At 59.0% G+C, this 23,119-nt stretch carries 17 protein-coding genes and 1 riboswitch; of the genes, 12 read left to right on the top strand and 5 right to left on the bottom strand.

The window, feature by feature from the left end; genetic code table 11:
- Positions 1-144 precede the first annotated feature (144 nt).
- From ACFSYH_RS07065 to mnhG, 6 genes are read left to right on the top strand one after another with little or no spacing between them, the layout of a single operon-like run.
- Entirely contained in the window at positions 145-3,183 is a 3,039-nt protein-coding gene (locus ACFSYH_RS07065; RefSeq protein ID WP_377466145.1) for a Na+/H+ antiporter subunit A, read from the top strand.
- Entirely contained in the window at positions 3,180-3,881 is a 702-nt protein-coding gene (locus ACFSYH_RS07060; RefSeq protein ID WP_377466144.1) for a Na(+)/H(+) antiporter subunit C, read from the top strand. Before ACFSYH_RS07065 ends, ACFSYH_RS07060 begins: the two co-directional genes overlap by 4 nt.
- Entirely contained in the window at positions 3,874-5,463 is a 1,590-nt protein-coding gene (locus ACFSYH_RS07055) for a Na+/H+ antiporter subunit D (RefSeq protein WP_377466143.1), read from the top strand. The genes ACFSYH_RS07060 and ACFSYH_RS07055 overlap by 8 nt, the downstream gene beginning before the upstream one ends.
- Positions 5,463-6,092 carry a Na+/H+ antiporter subunit E gene (locus ACFSYH_RS07050; RefSeq protein ID WP_377466142.1) on the top strand — a complete coding sequence of 210 codons (630 nt, stop codon included), beginning with the start codon at positions 5,463-5,465 and terminating at the stop codon, positions 6,090-6,092. The genes ACFSYH_RS07055 and ACFSYH_RS07050 overlap by 1 nt, the downstream gene beginning before the upstream one ends.
- A complete protein-coding gene (locus ACFSYH_RS07045; protein WP_377466140.1) occupies positions 6,089-6,436 on the top strand; it encodes a monovalent cation/H+ antiporter complex subunit F in 348 nt (115 codons plus the stop codon). Before ACFSYH_RS07050 ends, ACFSYH_RS07045 begins: the two co-directional genes overlap by 4 nt.
- Positions 6,433-6,897 carry a monovalent cation/H(+) antiporter subunit G gene (gene mnhG / locus ACFSYH_RS07040; RefSeq protein ID WP_377466139.1) on the top strand — a complete coding sequence of 155 codons (465 nt, stop codon included), beginning with the start codon at positions 6,433-6,435 and terminating at the stop codon, positions 6,895-6,897. Before ACFSYH_RS07045 ends, mnhG begins: the two co-directional genes overlap by 4 nt.
- A 152-nt stretch (positions 6,898-7,049) precedes the next feature.
- On the opposite strand, the gene ACFSYH_RS07035 is transcribed toward mnhG, so the two are convergent.
- Both ACFSYH_RS07035 and ACFSYH_RS07030 read right to left on the bottom strand, forming a co-directional pair.
- Positions 7,050-8,033, bottom strand: coding sequence for an alpha/beta hydrolase (locus tag ACFSYH_RS07035; RefSeq protein WP_377466138.1), 984 nt, complete (start codon positions 8,031-8,033; stop codon positions 7,050-7,052).
- Positions 8,030-9,058, bottom strand: coding sequence for an LppM family (lipo)protein (locus tag ACFSYH_RS07030; protein ID WP_377466136.1), 1,029 nt, complete (start codon positions 9,056-9,058; stop codon positions 8,030-8,032). The genes ACFSYH_RS07035 and ACFSYH_RS07030 overlap by 4 nt, the downstream gene beginning before the upstream one ends.
- A 220-nt stretch (positions 9,059-9,278) precedes the next feature.
- On the opposite strand from ACFSYH_RS07030, the gene clpB reads away from it, so the two are divergent.
- Positions 9,279-11,906, top strand: coding sequence for an ATP-dependent chaperone ClpB (gene clpB / locus ACFSYH_RS07025; protein ID WP_377466701.1), 2,628 nt, complete (start codon positions 9,279-9,281; stop codon positions 11,904-11,906).
- 297 nt (positions 11,907-12,203) lie between these two features.
- On the opposite strand, the gene ACFSYH_RS07020 is transcribed toward clpB, so the two are convergent.
- The 3 genes from ACFSYH_RS07020 to ACFSYH_RS07010 form a co-directional block, all read right to left on the bottom strand.
- Positions 12,204-13,151 (bottom strand): C40 family peptidase, encoded by a 948-nt coding sequence (locus ACFSYH_RS07020; RefSeq protein ID WP_377466135.1) that lies wholly within the window; start codon positions 13,149-13,151, stop codon positions 12,204-12,206.
- A gap of 3 nt (positions 13,152-13,154) precedes the next feature.
- Positions 13,155-13,342, bottom strand: a riboswitch (cyclic di-AMP (ydaO/yuaA leader).
- 405 nt (positions 13,343-13,747) lie between these two features.
- Positions 13,748-13,909, bottom strand: coding sequence for a hypothetical protein (locus ACFSYH_RS07015; RefSeq protein WP_377466134.1), 162 nt, complete (start codon positions 13,907-13,909; stop codon positions 13,748-13,750).
- A gap of 494 nt (positions 13,910-14,403) precedes the next feature.
- Complete coding sequence (locus tag ACFSYH_RS07010; protein WP_377466133.1) at positions 14,404-15,198, bottom strand: exodeoxyribonuclease III; 795 nt, start codon at positions 15,196-15,198, stop codon at positions 14,404-14,406.
- Positions 15,199-15,250: 52 nt separating this feature from the next.
- Between ACFSYH_RS07010 and ACFSYH_RS07005 the strand changes: the two genes are divergently transcribed.
- The 5 genes from ACFSYH_RS07005 (at position 15,251) to pyrE (ending at position 23,063) form a co-directional block, all read left to right on the top strand.
- On the top strand, positions 15,251-15,883 hold the full coding sequence (locus ACFSYH_RS07005) for a hypothetical protein (protein ID WP_377466132.1): 633 nt from the start codon (positions 15,251-15,253) through the stop codon (positions 15,881-15,883).
- Positions 15,884-15,892: 9 nt separating this feature from the next.
- Positions 15,893-16,672, top strand: a complete 780-nt coding sequence (locus ACFSYH_RS07000; RefSeq protein ID WP_377466131.1) for an SDR family NAD(P)-dependent oxidoreductase — start codon at positions 15,893-15,895, stop codon at positions 16,670-16,672.
- A 458-nt stretch (positions 16,673-17,130) separates the two neighbouring features.
- Entirely contained in the window at positions 17,131-19,548 is a 2,418-nt protein-coding gene (locus ACFSYH_RS06995; RefSeq protein WP_377466130.1) for a hypothetical protein, read from the top strand.
- A 92-nt stretch (positions 19,549-19,640) separates the two neighbouring features.
- Positions 19,641-22,322: an HtaA domain-containing protein gene (locus ACFSYH_RS06990; protein WP_377466129.1), complete on the top strand. Its 2,682-nt coding sequence runs from the start codon at positions 19,641-19,643 to the stop codon at positions 22,320-22,322.
- A 162-nt stretch (positions 22,323-22,484) separates the two neighbouring features.
- A complete protein-coding gene (gene pyrE, locus ACFSYH_RS06985) occupies positions 22,485-23,063 on the top strand; it encodes an orotate phosphoribosyltransferase (protein WP_377466128.1) in 579 nt (192 codons plus the stop codon).
- Positions 23,064-23,119: the final 56 nt, after the last annotated feature.

Raw genomic sequence — 23,119 nt, 5'->3', positions numbered from 1 at the left:
GTAAAATCAACTCGTCGTATACCGTGTCTCGGTATGCGTTTTGTGAAGGTTATCGCACTCCCACACTGGAACTTGACGCGGGCTTGCCCCGTTCTTGGTGCGTAACTGTGTTCTTGTTACCGCCCACTACAGGACGGAGCGGACGTGCTGATTTTGCTCGTTGCCCATGCGATCATGGCTCTCATTGCGCCCGCATTAGTAACGTGGTTTGGCCGTAAGGCTTTCCTCGTTGTTGCTGCTGCCCCTGCAGGCGCCGCCGTGTACGCGCTCACCATGACCTCGCGTGTGCTTGAGGGGAACTATCCCGCTGAGAGCTATTCGTGGATACCGGCGCTCGGTATCAATATCGCCTTCAGGTTGGACACGCTGTCGTGGCTGATGCTGCTCATCGTCGGTGGTATTGGTGCTGGCGTACTGATCTATTGTTCTGCATACTTCTCGCCCACGGCCCAAGGCCTGAGGCGTTTTTGTGGCGTTCTCACGGCATTCGCCGGTGTCATGGTGGGCCTGGTGCTCGCCGATGACCTGATGCTGCTGTTCATGTTCTGGGAACTCACCACGGTGTTCTCCTACCTGCTCATCGGCCACTACTTTGAGAAGAAGGCTTCTCGACGAGCCGCCATGCAGGCGATCATCGTCACCACCGCAGGCGGCTTGGCAATGCTCGTGGGCGTTGTGATCCTTGGCGTGAGTGCGGAGACCGGTTTCTCGCTGTCCGGCATGATCGCGAACCCGCCGCAGAGCGCGGCAGTCACCGCTGGCGTCGTGTGCCTGCTGATCGGTGCGGCCTCAAAGGCCGCGTTGATCCCGACGCACTTCTGGCTTCCCGGTGCCATGGCCGCTCCGACTCCGGTGTCGGCCTACCTGCATGCTGCTGCGATGGTGAAGGCTGGCGTGTATCTGGTTGCGCGCTTCGCTCCCGCCTACTCCCACCTTGAGGTGTGGGTGTGGATGATCGTGATCATGGGTTGCGGAACCCTGCTCCTGGGCGGGTATCGTGCGCTGCGCCAACATGATCTGAAACTTATTCTGGCGTACGGAACGGTCTCGCAGCTCGGGTTGATCGTGCTGATGGTGGGACTGGGTTCGCAGAGCGCTGCGCTCGCGGGCCTCGCGATGATCGCATCGCACGCGATGTTCAAGGCCGCACTGTTCTTGACCACCGGTGTGGTCGACGCTGCGACGGGAACTCGCGATATGCGACGACTCACGGGCGTGGGTCGTGCGATGCCGATGGTCGCGTTCACGGGAATCGTGGCCACGCTGTCGATGATCGGCGTGCCACCGCTGGCAGGATACGTCGCGAAGGAAGCAGCACTTGAGGCGCTTCTGCACGACGGTGTTCCCGCGCTGGCACCGTGGGTGAGCACCGTCGTCCTGGTCTCCGTCGTCATCGGTTCGATGCTGACCGTTGCCTACGGTGCCCGTTTCTGCTGGGGGGCATTCGCGGACAAGAAGGGTGCCCCGGCAATCGCGATTCCGAAACTCACCTCCGAGGGCAAGCCATCCGTCACCGACATGGTGGACCCAGCCGAGTTCAAGCGTCAGGGTCCACGCTTGACCGTTCCGGGACTCGTGCTCGCCGTGCTCTCGCTGATTGTTGGCCTGTTCCCAGTCCAGTTCGAGAAATACATCGTCGCGCACGCCGATACCTACCAGGCCGGACACGCGGGGCACCTGACGTTGTGGGCTGGCTTTGGCACCAGCTTCTGGTTGACCGTTTCGGTGTTGACCGTCGGCGCACTGATGTTCGTGGCACGACGTCCGCTCGAACTCCTGCAGGCCAAGATGCCACATGGTGCGGACGCTGAGCTCGTCTACCGTCGGTTCATGCGTCTACTGGACAACTTTGCCGCAGACCTCACCGCTATCACTCAGCGCGGTTCGCTGCCGTACTACCTCTCAGCGATTCTTGTCGTGCTGGCGCTTGGTCCGGGGTCGCTACTGTTCTTCGGCAATGACCTGCCGTCCGCATCCGAAGTACGCCTGTGGGACACCCCAGCGCAGTTGTTCGCCGTGATCATCATCATTCCAGCCGTCGTGCTGGCCGCGCGTTCACGCCGCCGTATCAAGGCGGTTCTTCTTGTCGGGTTTGCCGGATACTCCACGGCGATGCTGTTCCTGTTGCAGGGCGCTCCTGACCTGGCGCTCACCCAGGTTCTGGTTGAAACGATCACCCTCGTCGTCATGCTGCTTGCGCTGCGCCGTCTACCCGCCTACTTCTCCGACCGGCCACTCAAGGCCTCGCGCTGGCTCCGTCTGAGCGTCGCGCTCGTCATTGGTGCGCTGGCTATGGGGCTGGCCGCAATCGTCCCTGGAGCGCGTATCCACCAGCGGGCGTCGATAGACTTCCCACAGGAGGCTTACGAGTTCGGTGGCGGAAAGAACATTGTCAATGTGGCCCTCGTCGATATGCGTGCCTGGGACACGATGGGTGAGATCTCCGTGCTCCTGGTTGCCGCAACGGGCGTTGCCTCGCTGATCTTCCTGAGCCGCAGGTCCGGTGAGATCCTGCGTGTGGACAACGCTCCCAAGAAGGTTGGCTCTGGAGCTGTCTGGTCCAACCACGATGAGACCGACAAGAACGCTTCCCTTCGGAAGAAGGGTGTCGTGAGCGCAGGCCTCAAGGCCACTCCCGCTCAGGTCAAGACCACGCAGCGCTTCCGCAAGTGGCTGCGTGCTGGCTCGACGCTGGCCCCGCAACGACGATCCGTCATCTTCGAGGTCGTAGCACGCCTCGTGTTCCACTCGATGATCGTGTTTGGCCTGTTCCTGTTGTTCTCGGGACACAACGCTCCAGGTGGTGGATTCGCGGCTGGCCTGGTTGTGGGCATCGCCCTGATCGTGCGCTACCTGGCCGGTGGTCGATATGAACTGGGCGAGGCGGCCCCTGTACACCCGGGTTTGCTGCTTGGAACGGGTCTGTTCCTCTCCGCAGGTGTCGGACTGCTGTCCCTGATCTTGAGCGGAAGCGTGCTACAGAGTTTCATCTGGGAGTTCACGCTGCCGTTGATTGGTGACGTCAAACTGATCTCCACCCTGTTCTTCGACATAGGCGTGTTCCTCGTCGTGCTCGGCGTCGTGCTCGACATTCTCCGCTCACTCGGTGCCGAGATCGACAAACAGATGGACACCGCTGCCACAACCGAACGCGAACGCATCGAGGAAGGAGCCCACCGATGACCACGGCACACCTTCCATTCGCTGTGTTCGCAGAAGGAACGGCAGCAAGCGACCCAGGCATGATCGACATGTCCCCCTCGATCATGTTGATCATCGCAATCGGTGCGTTCGTCGCCGCAGGAGTCTACCTGCTCCTTGAACGCTCTTTGACCCGAGTCTTGCTCGGATTCATCTTGATCGGCAACGGCGTCAACCTCATGTTCATGGTTGCTGGCGGACGTGCGGGCGGTGCCCCTATCACCGGTGTGACCCCTGAATCCGAGATGAGCGACCCACTGCCACAGGCGATGGTCCTCACCGCAATCGTGATTACTCTCGGTCTGACCGCATTCGTCGTCGCGATGGCCTATCGCTCGTGGCAGTTGCTCGGCCACGATGAGGTCCAGGACGACCTTGAAGATCGCCGTATCGCACGTATTGCCGCGCGCAACGCCCCGTCGATCGTCGGTGCGGATGACTCCGATGCCTCCGATGACGATGTCAACACTGAGATAGTCGCGGCGGATGTCCGCGATGAGACTTCCGATACCTCGGAGCTCGACGATCCGGCGATGGCTGCCGCCTACGCCGCCTACTACAGTGAGCGCGCAGCAAAGGAACCCGATCCCGATCGGGCATCAGAACTTGCGACAAAGGCCGAGTGGTGGGGCGAGGTCCACCGTAGACAACAGGAAGAGGGAGGAACCAAGAATGACTGAGTTCGCTTGGCTCGTGCCGCTTCCTGTCGTTATCCCGCTCACCGCTGCGGGACTTGCCCTGGCCATGTACCGTCATGCAAAGGTGCAGCAGTTCATCACGGTCACTGCGCTTGCACTCATGGTCATCGTGTCCGGCAGCATGATGATTGCCGCGGACAAAGGGCCGCTGGTTGTCAATGTCGGTGAATGGGCCGCCCCTGTCGGCATCATCCTCATGGGTGACCGGCTCTCTGCCCTTATGCTCACGGTCTCCTCGACCGTTCTGCTCTGCGTGCTGCTGTACTCACTGGGTCAGGGGATCGCGGATTCCCGTAAATCGCCAATCTCGATCTACCACCCCACATATCTGGTCCTTGCGGCGGGTGTCTCGAACGCGTTCCTCGCAGGCGACCTGTTCAACATGTACGTTGGCTTCGAGATCCTCCTTGCGGCCTCGTACGTGTTGCTCACGCTCGGTGGAACCTTTGAACGTATTCGTGCGGGTGCGATCTACGTGGTCGTGGCGCTGTTGTCGTCGCTGATCTTCTTGATCGCGTTGGCCATGATCTATGCAGCGACCGGTACCGTGAATCTCGCGCAACTTGGTGAACGGTTGGCCGAAATCGACCCGAGCGTCTCGATCGTCATCCAGTCGCTCTTGCTGCTTGCCTTTGGGATCAAGGCTGCGATCTTCCCGCTGTCGAGTTGGCTACCTGACTCCTACCCAACGGCTCCGGCACCGGTTACCGCCGTCTTCGCAGGCTTGTTGACCAAGGTGGGTGTCTACGCGATCATCCGCACGCAGACTCTGCTGTTCCCGGATGGGCGCCTCGATAACGTGCTGATGGTCTTGGCGCTGCTCACGATGCTTGTGGGAATCCTGGGTGCGGTTGCGCAGGACGACATTAAACGTCTGCTCAGTTTCACGCTGGTCAGCCATATCGGTTACATGATCTTCGGTATCGCGCTCGGCTCGAAGATCGGGCTTGGGGCGGCAATCTTCTACGTGGCCCACCACATCACGGTGCAGACCACGCTGTTCCTGATCGTGGGGCTTATCGAACGCCGCGGTGGATCGACCTCGCTGTCCAAACTGGGCGGTCTGGCCAAGTCGGCCCCGTTCCTGGCAATCCTGTTCTTCATCCCCGCGATGAATCTTGCGGGTATCCCACCGTTCTCTGGATTCCTTGGAAAGGTGGGGCTCCTCGAGGCCGGTGTGGACCAGGGCACGGGCCTCGCCTACGTGCTCGTGATCGGATCGGTTGTGGCTTCTCTGCTGACCCTCTACGCGATCGTCAAGGCATGGAACAAGGCCTTCTGGCAGCCGGCGACAGAACCGCTGCCAGATGCTGACCTCCCCAAGGCGATGACTGGGCCGGCAACCGTCATGGTGGTTCTTGGTCTGCTGATCACAGTGTTCGCTGGTCCGCTCTACGACTACTCGGATCGTGCAGCCGCAACGCTTATGGACAACGACCGATATATCTCCGCTGTTCTTGGATCTGACGGGCGTGGTCAGGGTGAGTCCACCACGCTCGACGGCCCTGAACCGGTCGATGAGTCAGATCTCCTGGACGCTGATGTGGAAGGGGCGGTGAACTGATGAGCTTCAAAGACCGCGTAAAGAACATCCAGTGGGGAACCGTTGCGTGGCTCGTTGTGGTGTGGGTGCTCCTGTGGGGCGACCTGTCGTGGGGTAACGTGATCGGCGGTTTCATTCTTGGCGTTGTCGTCGTCATCATCATGCCACTGCCGCAGATCGAGTTCCACGGTCGTATTCGGCTAGGATTCTTCTTGATCCTCATTGGGCGATTCCTGTATGACCTCGTATCGTCCTCATTCCAAGTGGCGATGCAGGCATTCCAGTTCGGGAAGACGCCGCATGGTGCGATTGTGCGCGTGAAGTTGCGTTCAGATTCTGATCTGTACATGACGCTGACGTCTCAACTGTCCTGTCTGGTGCCGGGTTCGCTGGTGATTGAGGCTCACCCGATCACGCAGACACTGTATGTACATGTGCTCGACCTTGAAGGCTATGGTGGCGCGGACAAGGTTCGCAATGATGTTCGAGCCCTTGAAGCGCGCGTGATGAGAGCATTCGCATCACGTGACGAACTTGAGCGGGCGGGCGTCTCGCTTCGCCATCTGACCACGTCGTCTGTAGCCGAGGATGCTTCTGTGAGCACTTCTGGTGCAGGGGACACCCTCCACACGAAGGGATCTGACAAGTGACTGTCGTTGGAGTGATTTGCGCGATCATGCTGGTGATCGCCGGTATTCTCGCTCTTATCCGCGCTGAACGTGGGCCCACGAGCTTGAACCGCACGATCGCGCTCGATGTGTTTGCAACCGTCGTTATCGGTGGTATCGCCCTTGAGGCCGCGCTGTCCAAGCGCACGGACACCCTTCCGATCCTCGTGGTGCTTTCCCTCGTTGGCTTTGTTGGTTCGGTGACGATGTCGCGTTTCGCCGCCCACGAGCCATCGGATGGACGCCGGGTGCGCACCCCTGAGGAGATCGCACACGATGAGGAAGTTCGTCGCCGTGCGGAGGAGAAGAAGGGGGGACAACTGTGAACTGGGATAACTTTGCCGATGTTGTTGCTGCGATCTTCCTGCTGGCGGGTTCGTTTCTGACTCTCGCCGCCGGTGTGGGCATCCTGCGCTTTCCTGACTTGTTGGCGCGTATGCACGCCGCAACGAAGCCGCAGGCGCTTGGTCTGATCCTCATGGTGAGCGCCGAGGCGCTGAGGGTTCGCAGTTGGTCGGTATTCGGCCTGTTGCTGCTGGTTGTCATCTTCCAGTTGTTCACTGCTCCGGTCGGCGCGCACATGGTTGGCCGCGCGGGCGCGCGCACCGATCAGATGCGTAAGGAACTGCTCGTGATGGATGAGTTGACTGCGGATCAGCAGCAAGCCGATCATGAGCGGCTACGCGCGTTGGAGCACAACCCTGAGATCGAGCAGGAGCTTGCGCGCAAGATTGAGGAACGCATAGCGGCGATGCGTGAGCAAGAGGGTAAGCCGCCTGCCGAGTAGTGGCTAGACACGTTGGTCCGGCATACTTTCGCTGCGAGTGGGATTTCCCCACTCGTCAGCGCGCAAGTGGGGAAAATCCCACTCGCGCGGGGAGGGGAGTGGCTATTGGCGACGAGTCGGCAGCAACCGTCTCAGCTCGCGCCCCGGCGTGGCTAGTGGGTGGCCAACCAGGTCTTCATGGCTTCGAAGTATTCGCTGCGTGCGGGTTCGGGGGACAGCGATAGATCGTGTGAGCCATGCGGGATGGGGATGATCGTCGTGTCGTCTGCGAGGTTGGCGGCGCCGGCCCAGATGTGCTCGACGTTGAGTACGGAGTCAGTGGTGAGGAGCTCGGAGTGGTGGTTATCGGCGTCACCGCTGCGGTCAGAGGTGAGCACCAGAACGGGGCAGTGGATGTCCAGTCCAGCAGCGATCCGTGCGTGTCCTCGGCGGATGGCCCGGAACCAGATAGCCCGGACGGGGAAGCCGTCAATGGGTTTGAACGCGAGGTCGTAGTCCCACTCGCCGCCGCTTGAGGCATGCAACGCCCGCCCATAGTGCGGGGCAAGGCCTCCGATGACGGTTCGTGGTGCGACGCGCGCGAGCTGGGCAATGAGGCGGGTGCCGATTGTGCGCAGGAACCAGGGCTTGTTGAGATCGAACCAGGGTGAGTTGAGGATCAATGCCGTGATCTCAAGTCCTAGAGCCTCGCGGGTGGAGTGGGAATCGTTGAGATTCTGCCGGGCGTCAACCCATAGGCTCGCGATGAGTCCTCCGGTCGAGTGCCCAAGCACCACGAGTTCCTCGTGGCCTTCGGACGCAATGATGCGAGCCGCATGGTCTAGTTCGGCGCGATAGTCGGCGAGGTCTTCGACAAAGTTTGGGGTCTGGTCATCCCGTAGAGATCGGCCGTATTTGCGTAGGTCGAGTGCATAGAAATCGAATCCGAGTTCCTCGAAGAACTCGGCCTGATGGGTTTGGAAGAAGTAGTCGACGAACCCATGTACGTAGAGCACTGCACGGGTACGCCGAGGCCCGGCCGCCGCACGCACGAGCGTTGCGGTGACCGGGCCTTCAGTGTCGCTTCCCAGGGGTATGGTGCGTGCCGCCCAGTCGGGTCCGAGGATGTCTTGGTTCCACTGGGCGACGTTGCTCATTGCTGTGGGTTCTCCGGGTTCTGCGGGTCGGTTGGGTGCTGGTTGTACTGCTGCGGCGCCGCTGGTGGGCTGTACGGGGCTGGGGCGGACTGGCCCTCAGGAGCGTACGGTTGGGGCGCCGGTGGCTGCTGTTGAGTGTAACCCGATTCTGGCGACTGTGGTTCTGGAACCACTGGGTTCGAGTGAACCGGGTCTACTGGTTGGCCAGGCTGTAGCGGCTGGCCGGTGAAGACGGTGTTCGGTGCGGCGCCTGGTGCCATGCCGGGTACAGCTGCCCCGCCGGGTACAACTCCGCCTGCTGGTGGGTAGGATGCTCCGCCAGCGGTGTAGTCAAGGCCATCGGGTCCGTTGCCGCCGCGCTTACGTGATCCCGCGACGACGATTGCAACGATCACCAGTACGAGAACGGCTCCGACGATGCCGAGGATGAGTGGGAGACTCAGTCCACCGCCACCGATTCCGCCAGAGGCGACCGCGCTGCCACGGGCGCTGAGCGTGAGGTTCTCGCCAGGCTTTGGTGTCCAGGTGACGGTCTGTCCGGTGATTTCGCCGTTGGACTCCTTGACCTCGCCGGGGAAGGTGATCTTGAGGGCGACATCGAAGCCTTGCAACATGGCTTCGGCCATGGGATCGCTTTCCATTGATCCTTCGTCGCCCATGTCGAACTTGCCCGTAACGACGTAGTCGTCTCCGTCACGGGTGATGGTGAGGTCCTCACCGCCACCAACGTTGGCGTCAATGGGTTGAGAATCGAAGGTCCATTTGGTGCCGGTATAGCCGTCTTCTGCGTAAGGTTCGGCCGTGCCGTCTTCGGGGGCAATCTCCTCGGAATCCTGCATCATCATGTCGAACAGGGCTTGGGGTTCCATTTGCACCGATTGTGCTGTCTCATCTGAGATGGCGAAGATCATGCTGCCCGATGCCTTGTCGTCTTCCTCGAGGACTAGGTCGATGTGCATACGCATACAGCCTGACAGGACTACCGCGAGGAGGGCGGTGAACGCTACGGCAAGAGTTTTTTTCATGGCTCAACAGTAAAGGATGAGCAAAGAAATCACACCTTATTACCGGGTGAGAAAAGCCTTAAATTTCGCTGAATTCTGCCTTTGTCTGGGAAAACCTGTGACGATGAGAACAGCGGAAAATGTCCGCAGGCTGAGCAAGATCAAAGTTGAGTGGAATAGACTCAACTTTGAGGGTGTTGTTGTAGGCAACGAACAGAGCTTCACGACCATTGGAGGAAGAGTGGAACAAAAGTACACCCCAATGTCGCAGCAGGCACTCAGCGAAGCAATTCAGAGTGCTACCGCGGCACTCAACCCGCAGGTTGAGCCGATTCACCTACTCGGCGCGCTCGTAGGACAGCAGGACTCACTTGCAGTCGAGTTGCTGCGCCTCGCAGGTGCTGACACGCAGGCAATCGCAAGCGACACCCGCAGAGCGCTCGTTGCGCTGCCCAGCGCGGCAGGATCGTCGACAAACGGCCCGAACGCCGCCCGCGAACTGGGCCTTGTGCTCCAGGAAGCCGCGCAACGCGCTGAACGGGACGGCGACACCTATATCTCCGCCGAACACCTGCTACTCGCGATTGCGACGACGCGCACAAACGCGCAGGATATCCTGAACCGCCACGGCGCAGGCGCGGAAAGCCTCGAAAAGGTCCTTCCTGACCTGCGCGCCAACAAGAAGCCAGACAGTCAGAACCCAGAAGGCGCGTACAAGTCCCTCGAAAAGTACGGCCGAGACCTGACCGAGGCCGCACGCGAGGCGAAACTCGACCCCGTCATCGGGCGCGACGAGGAAATCCGCCGCGTCATCCAGGTGCTCTCCCGCCGCACCAAGAACAACCCGGTCCTGATCGGTGAGCCCGGTGTGGGCAAGACCGCCGTGGTCGAAGGGCTGGCCCAGCGTATCGTCGCGGCAGACGTGCCGCAGTCGCTCCGCAACAAACGCCTCATCGCGCTCGACCTGACCGCTATGGTTGCCGGTGCGAAGTACCGCGGTGACTTCGAGGAACGACTCAAGTCTGTGCTGGACGAGATCAAGAACTCTGATGGCGAGATCATCACGTTCATTGACGAGTTGCACACCGTTGTGGGCGCAGGTGCTGGCGGCGAAGGCGCGATGGACGCAGGCAACATGCTCAAGCCGATGCTTGCGCGCGGCGAACTGCGACTGGTCGGTGCGACCACGCTCGATGAGTACCGTGAGCACATCGAGAAGGACCCGGCCCTTGAGCGCCGTTTCCAACAGGTGCTGGTGGAGGAACCATCGGTTGAGGACACGATTGCGATCCTGCGTGGGCTGAAGCCACGCTACGAGGCACACCACGAGGTCGAGATCTCCGATGGTGCGGTCGTCGCTGCGGCAACGCTGTCCAACCGTTACATCACTGGCCGACGCATGCCGGACAAGGCAATCGACCTGATCGACGAGGCTGCGTCCCGGCTGCGGATGGAGATGGACTCCTCGCCGGTTGAGATCGACACCCTCGAACGCACGATCCAGCGTCTGAAACTTGAGGAGATCGCGCTCCAGGACTCCGATGCCTCTGGTGCCGCAGATCGCCTGGAGGAGGTGAAGGAGGCACTCGCCGCGAACCAGGAACAACTTGCCGCGCTCAACGCGAGGTGGGAACGCGAACGCGGTGGCCTGAACCGTGCCGGTGAGCTCCGCAAGAAACTCGATGAGTTGAATGCGAAGGCTGAGCGCGCTCGCATCGACGGTGACCTCGAACAGATGTCCCGGATCATCTACGGCGAGATACCTCGGCTTCAGCGTGAGCTTGAGGAAGCGGTCAACGCCGAGAAGGAGCAGCAGACCGATAGCGAGCAGAAGCTCGTGGGCGACAAGGTCGACGCAAACGAAATCGCCGAGGTGGTTTCCGCGTGGACCGGTGTGCCCGTGGGACGACTGCTCCAAGGTGAGAGCGAGAAGCTCCTGACCATGGAGGATCAGATCGGTACCCGCCTGATTGGCCAGCAGCAGGCTGTGATGGCTGTTTCCGATGCGGTGCGTCGTTCCCGTGCTGGCGTTTCAGACCCGAACCGGCCAACTGGTTCGTTCCTGTTCCTTGGCCCAACGGGTGTGGGCAAGACCGAGCTCGCGAAGGCGCTTGCGGAATTCCTCTTCGACGACGAGCGAGCCATGGTCCGCATCGACATGTCCGAGTATGGCGAGAAGCACTCCGTCTCACGTCTGGTGGGTGCGCCTCCGGGATACGTCGGTTACGACGAGGGTGGTCAACTCACCGAAGCCGTGCGGCGACGTCCGTATTCGGTTGTGCTGCTCGACGAGGTGGAGAAGGCCCACCCTGAAGTGTTCGACATCCTGCTGCAGGTTCTCGACGATGGCCGCCTGACCGATGGGCAGGGTCGCACCGTGGACTTCCGCAACACCATCCTGGTGTTGACCTCCAACCTTGGTTCCCAGTTCCTCATTGACCCGATGCTGGATGGCGAGGCTCGTAGGGAAGCAGTCATGGGCGCGGTGCGCGGGCATTTCAAGCCCGAGTTCCTCAACCGTCTTGATGACACGGTCGTGTTCGAGCCGCTCACTCTGGCTGAACTCAGCAGGATCGTGGATCTTCAGGTTGCCGAGATCGCACATCGGGTTGCTGACCGCAGCATGTCCGTCGAGGTCACGTCTGCGGCTCGCGAATGGCTCGCAAACACCGGATTCGATCCGATCTATGGTGCTCGACCGCTGCGTAGGCTTGTGCAGCGCGAGATTGGGGATCAGATGGCCCGGCTCATCCTGGCGGGTTCCGTCGCCGATGGCGACACGGTCCGCGTGGACTACAACGCGGATGCACAGCCGGTCACATCGCAGGGCTATCACCTGGTCGTTACGGCTGAGAACGCGGTGGCGTAGCGGAGCGTAGGAGCACTGCGTGGCGAGTCCTTACCGGAGCGGTAGTGGACGTGGTTCCCAGCCAAACCGCACAGTTGCACGTGGCCGCGTGGCTATGCGCCCCGCGGGGCGCATATAGATTGACGACGAGCCCGCACCTTCCAGCCGAAGGTGCGGGCTCGTCGTCAATTGCTTTCCGTAACAGTGCCTATTTATATCTCCCGCGAACTCAACCGTTTGTGCCCCAACTCAACCGGAACACGGTTGAGTTCGCAGATCGGCTCTACAACTTCCTGAACGAACTTAAGGAGCAGGACACTAGAGGCGGATGAACGTGGGGTTCTTCTGGTACATCTTGCGTACCTGAATGGTCTTGCCTGGGCGAGGTGCGTCGATGATCTTGTCGTTGCCGAGGTAGATCGCGACGTGCCCCGGAGTCCATACGATGTCACCAGGCTGGGCGTTCTTCTTGGAGATCTTCTTGCCTGCCGTACGCTGTGCGGACGAGGTGCGCGGAAGATTCTTTCCCACGGCCTTCTTGTAGACGTAGGTGGTGAAGCCTGAGCAGTCGAACCCGCTCTTTGGAGAACTGCCACCGGAACGGTAACGGACGCCAACGTGCTTCTTCGCCTCCGCCACGATTTTCTGCGACTTCGACTGCTTGACCCTGATGGCCGACTTGACCGCGGTGGTCTTGGCGACCTTCTTGGATGCGCCGGACGGAATGTACTTCACCGTGAGCGTGTGCCTTTTGGCGGTGAGCTTCTTGGAGAACGTGTAGGAAGCTTTGCCGTTCTTGAGCGTGAGAGTCTTGAGACGCTTCTTGCCCGAGAACACCCGGATCTTACCCGTGGCAGCCTTGCCGTCAGCCTTAACGTTGACCGTTAGCTTGCCGGGCTTGGTGCCTTTCGTCCAGATTTTCTTGGAGAATTTGAGCTTGACGCTCGCCTTCTTCTTGGTCTTCTTGACCTGAGTCGCCGTTGCGCTTGTGGCGGCAGCGGTTGCGCCGCTGGTGTTTACCGGGGTTGTCTTGTCTGCGGCTCCCGATACTTCTACCGCGGCGGCGGAGGAGGTTTGAAGTATCGCTGGGGCTGCTACGAGAGTTGATGCTGCAACCGACGCTGCGATTGCAATGGAAGAGATCCTGCGACCAAAGCCAGTTTTATGTGCTCTAGGGGTTGGACTGTTCGCGTTGTGAGCGGAGTCAGTCAGGGACGCAGGTGCATTTTGGGCGCGCGAAGGCGCGTCAATGCGAGTGCTTGGCATACGTAATTACCTCAATTACGCCTGTGAAGTGAGCTGTCGGATTCGGAGCGAGGTATGCCCCGGCCGTGTGCGCTGTGCGCGTTACGGCTTCACCCCAAGGCCGCGTTGTTGTTGCTGCGCGGCCACAAGTGGTTCCCCCACCGCTACCGGTTTGAGTCCAGGACCCAGGATGCCGGTAGCGTTAGGCGATCATCCTGGCATCTCGACGCTTACTTAGGTGTTGCAAAGGGTTATCGAGACGTTACAACAGTAGACGCACGACAATGTAATGTCACGGCTTGATAACGGCGGAATATGTGAAGGTTCACGTATTGCCCGGTCAGAGGATTGCCTACTCAGGGGAATGTGGGGTGTTTCACTGCCATGTCAAGCGTTTGAAGTCCCCATGTGATGTGAGCGCTCATCCTGAAGCAGAACTAGGTGGCCTTGGCACTTCAGTAAGTACCAAGGCCACCTAGATGCCAGTTACTCTTTGGTGTTCTTCGGCGAAGCGATGATTCGGTAGACGAATCCACCAGTTGCTGCCGCTACGACAATGAACACGATTGTCCCGATGGCGTCGTAGAACATACTTCTCTACTTTCGTCGATGGTTTGTCAGAGGTTGGTGGAGGCCTTGGCCCCACCATCTATGACCTTCAAGTCAAGATTAATGGTGCGTGATGTGATGTTGATTCCGAGCGCCTGTGCGTTTGCAAGGAATGTCATACGTGCTTGTGCGGCAGTGTTTCCGCTTTGGTTTGAGCGTACTATTTTCACGGATATGTCAGAAATGTTGTGTCCGATGGATCGGTGAATCTTAGGGCCGCGCGCGGCGGTGATCTTTGCCTTGCGCTTTGTTTTTGTTGAAGGGTCAAAGACTGCCCGATAGGAGAGCGATGACCTACGAGGCAAACCTCTTCATCATGGACCTCCTAAAGTTCCTTATGCGTACGAAAGCCGTACGAATAAGGAACTTTAAGGGAATAGCAAAGCGGAGATATGGGGCTTATGTCCGATTTGGCAGAAGTCGCTGTAAATGATTTGGGCCCAAGCGCACTTAAATGGCCCGTAGTGATCGTATGAATAAAGACGATCTCGTGGAGTGTCTGAGTTGAGCAGAACGGGACACCCAACTTTCTAATCAACCCAATAACTTTACCTCGGTCGGCCAAGCACCTCGTTGGAAAATGGGCGAGATTGCGAGTGCGTGACTTGGCTAGGGCCTCTTATTGGTGGCAGTTGCTGGTTTTCAGTTCGGCTGTAGGTTCCGGTTAACTGATCGCAATCTCAAGGATGACGGGCACGTGATCCGAAGCGCCCTTGCCCTTGCGTTCGTTCCGATCAATCGTCACCCCGGTCACCGCGGAGGTGAGAGCAGGTGAGGTGTACGCGAAGTCAATGCGCATGCCCTGGTTCTTTGGGAAGCGAAGTTGCGTGTAGTCCCAGTAGGTATAGGTGTTCTCCGCTGGAATGAACTTTCGGGAGATCTCCGTGTATCCGGTGGCCTCGAAGGCCTGGAACGCACTGCGCTCAGGTTCAGTCACATGAGTCTTGCCATCGAAGAAACCGATATCCCACACGTCGGTGTCGAGGGGAGCGACGTTCCAGTCGCCGACCAGCGCGACCTTCGCCTCGGGGTTCTCGGTGATCCACTGACCGGCGTTCCGATTGAGTTCCGCAAGCCACTCAAGCTTGTACGCATAGTGCGGGTGGTCGATTTCGCGGCCATTTGGGATATAGAGCGACCACACGCGCACGCCGCCACACGTGGCACCGACCGCACGAGGCTCAGTGACGGGCTCCTCGCCGAACTGCGGCTGCCCTGGGAAGCCGATCTCCACGTCCTCCAGGCCAACACGCGAAATGATCGCGACACCGTTCCACTGGTTCAACCCGAAGTGGGCAACCTGGTATCCGGCCGCCTCAAATGCCTCAAACGGGAACTGGGCGTCCTTGCACTTCGTTTCTTGGAGGGCTAGGACGTCGATGTTCTCCCGTTCCAGAAAAGCGATCGCACGATCGACGCGGGCACGGATTGAGTTGATGTTCCAGGTTGCAAGGCGCATGATCTAAGCCTACCTAAGAGCCCCGAACGCACGAACCACATCACACGGCGATATGAGACCCCTGACTAATACAACAATCATCTACATCCCAGGCCTGTTCGACCATATGCACTGGGTGAACCGACTGCAACGTGCAGCGCTGAAGACCTGGACCAAGTTTGGCGGACAACCCGAGGTGTTCACCGTGCGGTGGGCCGATGACGCCGAGTTTGATCCCCGGCTAGATGCGCTATGCGACCGCGTGCTTGAACTGCGCGCGCAGGGTCGTCAGGTGGCGCTGGTGGGTGCCTCTGCTGGTGGCAGCGCAGTGGTGGCTGCGCTCGCGAGAGTAGGTGAGCAGGTGCGTGGTTCCGTGCTGATCTGCGGTAAGATCCATCGACCCCAGATCATCCCCGACCTGGTCATGGACCGCAACGAGGTGTTCGAGGACGCCTTGGAAGAGACTGACTCCGCATTGAGCCAACTCGATGCAGACGTCCTCGCCCGACTCGTATCCCTGCGCAGCATCCACGATGCGATCGTTCCACCGCAGGACTCAATCATCAAAGGCGCGCACAACATTCGCATGCCCATCATCGGACACCTCGCCGGAATAGGCTATGCCCTGCTGAGATATGGCCGCTTTGTTGTTAAGTTCTGTGAAAAGTTGGAGCCACGGCCCCCACACCAGCCAGTTGGCGACTAGCCTTAAAGCATGGCTACCGCTCTTATCACCGGTGCATCCGCCGGGCTTGGTCTGGAATTCGCGTGGCAGTTGGCTTCCGCGCGGCACAACTTGGTTCTCGTTGCCCGTAACCGTGAGCGACTCGAGGGCATCGCACAGCAGATCGAGTCAGTCGCAGGTGTGCATGTTGAGGTTCTTCCCGCCGATCTGTCGCAACGCGACCAGGTCGAGGTCGTTGCAAAACGACTGCGCTCACAGGACAACCCAGTGGGTTTGCTGGTGAACAACGCCGGATATGCGGTTCACAAGCGGTTCCTGGCCTCTGACATCGGCGAGCAGGAGAAACTGCTTGCAGTCATGGTGAACTCGGTGATGGTGCTATCGCAGGCCGCCGCGCAGCAGATGATTGAGCGTGGTCGTGGCGCGATCCTGAATGTATCGTCTGTCGCCGCGTTGACCGCTTCGGGTACGTATTCGGCGCACAAGGCGTGGGTGCGTTCCTTCACGGAGGGCCTCGCGGTTGAGTTGAACGGCACGGGAGTCACTGCTACCGCTCTGTGCCCAGGGTTCGTGCACACCGAGTTCCACGAGCGGGCCGGCATCGACTATTCCGGTTTCCCAGAAATCGCATGGTTGAACGCCGATCAGGTTGTTGCGACGGCATTGCAGGATGTTCGCCGCGGTGCCGTCATCTCTACCCCATCCCTGCGCTATCAGTTGGCATCCGGCTTATTGCGCACGCTTCCGCGGGCGGCTGTGCGTGCTCTTCAGTCGAATGGCGGCGCTGGTCGAATCGGCTCCGAGAAATAGCCTGCTTTCCGACGAGTCCCTCGTTCCAGTATCACGTTGAGTTCTGTGGGGATGGGCCCGGGCTGCCTGTCGCGGCTTGATCGTGCCTCGGGCGGAGGGATGGGCCTTTAGTCCAACTGGTGGATGAGGTTGTATGACTTCGGTCACGCGACAAAGTTGATGGATCGACGAGAGTTGAGTTCGAAAGCGGTACATGCCTGCGATTTACGCAACACGAAAGTGATGAAAAGGCGCAGAACTTCGCGCTTTCCGGCGCCATCCGCGTGATTCTGCGTTTTGTTGCGCCATGTTAGGTGCGGGCACTCATTCGTTTTCCGCGCCTGGCGGGGACGCGAACTGCCCCTTGTTTTAGGTTAGGCGTGCCTTATATCCTCCACATGGATATTTTTTGCGGCTGTCACTGGACTGTCGTGTTCGTTCGCACCCCTGGGTGCCATCCCCCACATGGAGAACAAATAGTGTTCACCCGATTTAAGGCGCGCGTGACGCGTGCGGTGGCGAGCCTGACAGCCGTCACCCTGCTGGCGGGGACCGCCGCAGTTGGCTTCGCTGCCCCTGCCTCCGCCGATGAAGAGACCCCTACCGTATGGACTCCGCAGATTGAGCTTTTCGCGGCTGACGGCGTTACTCCACTCGGTGACACCGAAGTGCAGGAAGGCGACTCGATCGTTGTCAAGGGAACCGGTTTTGCCCCTGACGCGAATGTTGGCGGACGCGGAATGCCAATCCCAAACACCCTTCCACAGGGTAACTACGTGGTCTTTGGCAACTTTGCAGAGAACTGGCGTCCATCCGCAGGTGCAGCCAGCTCGGTTCGTAAGGTGAGCGACCAGCGCTGGGCGCTCACCGAGGCCACCGTTGAGCAGATTCCCTCGAACTTTAAGCAGACAGTTCTGAACCAGTGGGCTGAGCTTGAATCGGACGGGACGTTCGAGACTGAACTCGCCATTACCAACAAGGAAGGCGGGGTTCCTACGGGAAAGTGGGGTGTCTACACCTACGCTGGTAGTGGAGTGAACAACGCTGATCAGGAACTGTTCGTTCCGGTTAACTTCACGCCGGAAGACCGCACAGTATCGGTCTCTGGTACGGGTTACACGAATCTTCCACCCGCAACTGCTTTCTCCGGCGGTGCATACGTCGCGGTTGTTCCAAAGGGAACCGAACTTGAGAACATTAGCCAGGGTGGGTCTCTTCCAAGCATCCTGATCGCTACTGCTGCAATCCAAAACGGTGCTTTCGGACCTCGAGCCTTGAAGATTCCGGGTGAGCTGCGTTACGAGGAATACGAGTTGGTGGCATGGGTCGCACACGGATTCGCCAATGCCGACACGGTACTTGCTCGCCAGGCCCTGCCCGCCACCGGCGATGCGGTAGACCTTCCACGCACCCTCAACTTCCTCCCAGAGGTCAGCGGTCAGGTTTCCTCCGCAAATGGTGCTGATTACTATGTCTCCGTTCAGGCTCAACACTTCGAGGAAGGACAGGGCGTATATGTAGCCTTCATCGAAAAGGGAACTGAGAGCGACATTCAGGTCGGTGGTGGCGGACTTCCCGTTGCCTTCCTTGCCAATGGCGCCGATTCGAGTGGGGAATTCACAGCCATCCTCAAGGGAGACTCGGCTGCGGTTGACTTCGACAAGCAGTACGAAGTGCTGGTGTGGCAGAAGCACACGATGCCAACGGCTCAGACGATCTACGCACGCAGCGATGTGTCGTTCAGCGCAGACCAAAAGGTCGCGATGCGCACGATCGGAGATGCTGTTGAATCACCGGTTGTGAGTGGCTCCGCGAAGGTGGGCGGCACGTTGAGTGTCTCCAATGGTTTGTGGAACGTACGTGACGGAGCCTACGAATATCAGTGGTTCCGCGATGGTGTTGCAGTTCCTGGCGCGACCAACGCTACGTATGCCGTGGTAGCAGTAGACCACGGAAAGAAACTATCGGCCCGAGTCACCGTGTCTAAGGCCGAATATACAACTGGAACAGCCACCGCAAAAGCCGTGACGGTTTCAGCGGGTGAGGCACCAAAGGCGACGGCCGCTCCAGTCGTGACCGGTTCCGCCAAGGTGGGTGGCACATTGACCGTGTCAAACGGTACATGGAATGAATCGGGCGTGACCTACGCATATCAGTGGCTACGTGATGGCGCTGCGATCTCTGGGGCAACCTCGAACAAGTACACGATTGCTGTCTCAGACAGCGGCAGGAAGATCTCTGTTCGGGTCACCGCGACCAAGGTCGGATACAACTCCGGTGTCGCCACCTCAAACGTGCACACTGCGGGTCAAGCTGACGCTGCGAAGGCAACGACAAAGCCCAGCGTCACCGGTACTGCCAAGTTCAACTCGACCCTTCGCGTGAAGCAGGGCACTTGGAACGTCTCCGGCGTAAAGTACAACTACCAATGGCTTCGCAACGGTAAAGCCATCAAGGGCGCTACCAAGTCCACCTACAAAGTAAAGTCGGCAGACGTGGGTAAGAGACTTTCCGTCAAGGTCACGGCGACGAAGACCGGACACGCGAACGGCTCATCGACAACGTCCGCAACCAAGAAGATTGCGAAGGCATCGCCAACTGTCACCGTAAAGGCCAAGAAGAGCACGATTAAGCGCTCCCAGAAGACCACCGTGACAGTAACCGTCAAAGCGGCGGGCGTCGCTAAGCCTACCGGAAAGGTCACGGTGAAGGTCGGCAAGAAGTCCTTCACCAAGACCTTGAAGGCATCCAACAAGGGCAAGGTCACCATCACGGTGAGCAAATTGAACAAAGGTAAGAACCAGAAGGTGACTGCCAAGTTCACTCCTTCAGGTTCTGCCAAGTCAGTCCTGACTGCAAAGACCAGCACGGCCAAAAAGAAATTGACCGTTCGCTGATCGCAGCATGACAACAGCCGCATGTGGAAGTCTAGACTTCCACATGCGGCTTGTTCGCTATCTACACAAAACCATCAACGGGAGACTCAGTAATGAATCACCGGCACCGCAGAGCAAGACTCACCAGCGCACTACTTGCAGCAACGCTCGTATTGACTGGAATGAGTGGCGCCGTCGCAGCCGAAGCCCCAGAGGCCGTTCCAACAACCGCGACAACGAACACAATCGAGGAAGCGGCGGACCTCACCCAGGAACAGGAACCAGTGGAGGAACCTGAGGTCATTGACGTCGAACCTTCATCTGAGGAGTCTCCCGCACCGCAACCAACCACAGAACCTCAACCAACAGAGGAGTCAAAGGCTCCCGAGACAACGGAACCTCAGCAGGAATTACCTGTTGAGCAACCGGTTGAGACGAAAGAGGACACTTCTGTCGTGGTGGAGCAGGATTCCACTGACATCTCTCAGAAGCAACAAACTCAAGAAGCGCCTGCAACTACGAAGCCCGACGTTGCTGAGGCAAAGACCCAGGAAACCGCACTCCAAGCGACCGCTCAATCCCTGGGTGGCACGCTTGACTGGGGTGTGCGTGAGTCGTTCCGGGATTATCTCGGCAATGCGTTTGTCGGAGGTGAGATCACGGTTGCGGACGGCGCCACCGATAACGGCACCTCCTACCGATTCACCACTGACAGCTATGCGGGATCTACCGTCAAATTCACTGGTTCGGTGCATTTCACTGGGCATCATGGCGTTCTAGACGTGAAGTACAGTGCTCCGCACATCCGATTCACGAGCACGACAACTGCAGTTTTGTCGGTGCAGGCAAGCGCCACGGGCTTCGACGGCGAGACTGCCGTCAACAACGAGCGCCTCGATTTCGCCACTCTGACGTTTGCGCAGGCCCTGAAAGTCGTCGACGGTGAACTCAACGCGACCTCACAAAGCGCCAAACTCACCACTGATGGAGCGCGGGCATTCGCTGGCTTCTATGAGGTTGGCGACGACCTTGACAACATTGGGCTTCATTTGACTGGGGTCGCGGATCTGAAATTTGATGGTTCTGGCGCGGGGGATGGCAACGGCACGGGGACGCCAAAACCAGATCCAGGAGAACCAAACGTTCCGCAGCCAGACAATGGCAGCAAAGACGACGATGCAACACCGGGACAGAACCAAGACGACGCCAAGCAGCGGGTTGGCTCGCTTTCATGGGGCTTCAAGGAATCCTTCCGCAAGTACATTCAAGGCCCAATCGCCAAGGGGCAGGTCGATGTAGCCGATGGTGCTGTCGACAACGGTGACAACTATCTGTTCCAGCAGAGCGAGAGCACGATCAAGAGCGGTACTGGAACGGTGGACTTCGCCGGTTCCGTGCGTTTCACGGGACACCATGGGGAACTTGACTCGAAATTCAGCAACCCGCAGATCAAACTGACCTCTAAGACATCTGGACAGATTTCGTTCGATGCCAACACACTGCACTACACCGACACGAACAAGAAGTTCACGGGACAGCGCGTTGTCGTCGCAGAGTTCACGGGTGCGAAACTGACCACCAACAAAGACAAGTCAGTCACCTATACCGTCAGCAACGTTACTCTGACGTCCGGTGGGAACCGTGCCTTCTCGGACTTCTATCAGGCTGGTGATGCACTTGACGCAATCACTTTCACCGTTGGCGCGGACAAAGACGCCAAAACCGGTGAAGAGAACCCCAAGGACACTACGAAACCGAAGACCAAGAAAGTGGCTGCTAAGAAGGCTGGCACCTACAAGCAGGCCAAGGTAGACGAGAAAACTTTGTTGCCAGGTGGACGCTTCACGATCACTGCTGATGGGTTTGGATCGAACACCAAGAGAATTCGACTCTATGTGTACTCCGAGCCTGTTCTGCTCAAGAGAGGTATCACTGCGGACGGCAACGGTCAGGTCTCCGTAACTGCGACGCTCCCAGAGAATCTTGCTGCAGGTAACCATACTCTGTCACTTGAAGCTCCTAACGGAGTCAAGCAACAGGTATCCATCAAGGTACTGCCATTCGACAAGGTCGATGAGGAGGCCAACACCCAGGCAGATCAAGGACCAACCTGTGTGGCCCGCACCGTGAGTGGAGCAACCCTCAGTTGGGGGTTCAAGCAGTCGTACATCAACTATGTGGGCCGCCTTTCAGATGGCAGCATAACCACCAGCGGCGTCAGCCAGAGTGGCAGTACGTTTAACTGGAGTGGCGGCACCGGCAAATACAACGAGGATGGTTCCAAGGGCGTTGTGAGTTACGGCGGGGCGCTGCGCTTCACCGGGCACAAGGGCATCATGGATTCGAACTTCAAGAACATCCGCGTTCAGTTCAACGGTCCAAACAGCGCCTCGATCATTGCCGACGTAGTTGCCAACAACATGGCGGGCGAGACCTCAACCGCCTACAGCGTGTATATGGCCACGATCTCCCTCGTAGGTAACAAGTCATCATCAGGCAACACGGTCACTTGGTCTAATGCCCCGGTAAGTTTGACGGCTGCTGGTGCCACCGCATTTGGTGGGTTCTACGAAGCCGGTCAGGCAATGGACGCTGCAACACTGAGTATCACGCTCGGCGCTGAGACCAATTGTGACCAGGCGAGCGGAACCGCAGGCACAGTGAGTGGCTCTGGTGTTCTGAGCAAGACCGGTGTGGAAGGTATTCAAACGGGCCTCGCTGCGGCGCTCTTCCTGCTTCTTGCCGGAACTGTGGCAGTGATCGCAAACCGTCGCCACACGGTGCAACAGCGCTAGAGAATCTAGCCTGCGCCAGCCAACATTGAAAGGCTGCGGTAGATCTCAATGGTATGAAAACCAGAGCGTCCACCGCAGCCTTTTGCGTTCTCTCGTTTTCTACGATGTCTCTAGGTTGAGAGACCACATATCCTTTGTGCGCCAACAGGTACGCTTAGAAGCGTGACTGATACTGTGCTTTCTCCAACGCCCCGCGAACAACTCCGCGACCTCATCAAGGAACTCTCTGTTGTCCACGGAAAGGTGACTCTGTCTTCCGGCAAGGAAGCCGACTACTACGTTGATCTGCGTCGTGCGACTCTGCACCACCGTGCAGCGCCACTGATCGGACATGTCCTGCTAGATGCCCTTGAAGAGGCTGGGCTTGGCCCTGGTGAAATTGACGCTGTTGGTGGACTGACGCTTGGCGCTGACCCGATCGCAACCGCGTTGCTACATGCGGCGGCATCGCGTGGTCTCGATCTCGATGCGTTCGTTGTGCGTAAGGCAGCGAAGGCACACGGTATGCAGCGTCAGATCGAAGGGCCAGATATCAATGGACGCCGCGTAGTGGTTCTCGAAGACACCACAACCACCGGTGGCTCGCCAATCGCCGCAATCGAAGCCTGCCGTGAAGCGGGCGCAGAGGTTGTCGCCGTGGCGACGATCGTTGACCGCGACACCGGCGCCCGCGAGAAAATCGAAGCCTACGATGTCTCGTACCACTACCTGTTCGACCTCGCGGACCTCGATCTGTTCTGACGAACCACCCCATAACGTAAAACAACGCGAGCCCCTGTCCTCCTGCGCACGATGCG

Origin of the sequence: Populibacterium corticicola (genome assembly GCF_042683685.1) — a bacterium.
In the GTDB taxonomy this organism is placed as follows: domain Bacteria; phylum Actinomycetota; class Actinomycetes; order Actinomycetales; family Cellulomonadaceae; genus Timonella; species Timonella corticicola.
This window is presented reverse-complemented; position numbering and strand designations above follow the sequence as displayed.